The 616-nt window shown below is 75.0% G+C and carries 1 protein-coding gene; it reads left to right on the forward strand.

The genetic code is table 11. The features are described 5' to 3' along the window. Positions 1-616: alcohol dehydrogenase catalytic domain-containing protein (locus ACI8AB_RS22680; RefSeq protein ID WP_456951981.1), on the forward strand; the 616-nt coding region annotated here is incomplete at both ends.

Genomic DNA, 616 nt, shown 5'->3' on the forward strand with positions numbered 1-616 from the left:
CCGGCATGGCCTACGAGGTGAGGGGCGTCGTCGCCCGCGGCAAGGGAGAACCGGTCAGCGTCGAGACGGTCCTGGTGCCCGATCCGGGGCCGGGTGAGGCGGTGGTCGACGTCGCGGCCTGCGGCGTCTGCGCCACCGACCTGCACTACCGCCAGGGCAACATCAACGACGACTTCCCGTTCCTGCTCGGCCACGAGGCCGCCGGCACCGTGGCCGCGGTCGGCGAGGGCGTCACCGACGTGGCCGTCGGCGACTTCGTCGTCCTCAACTGGCGGGCGGTGTGCGGGCAGTGCCGCGCCTGCCGCAAGGGCCGGCTGCAGTACTGCTTCAACACCGCCAACGCCACCCAGCCGATGACCCTCACCGACGGCACCGCGCTGTCGGCGGCGCTGGGCATCGGCGCGTTCGTGGACAAGACGCTGGTCGCCGCCGGGCAGTGCACCAAGGTCGACCCGGCGGCGCCGGCCACCGCCGCCGGGCTGCTCGGCTGCGGCGTGATGGCCGGGGTGGGCGCGGCGATCAACACCGGCGGGGTGCAGCGGGGGGAGTCGGTGGCGGTGTTCGGCTGCGGCGGCGTCGGCAACGCCGCGATCGCCGGAGCGAGGCTGGTCGGCGC

It is taken from the genome of Geodermatophilus sp. SYSU D00698 (assembly GCF_054050335.1).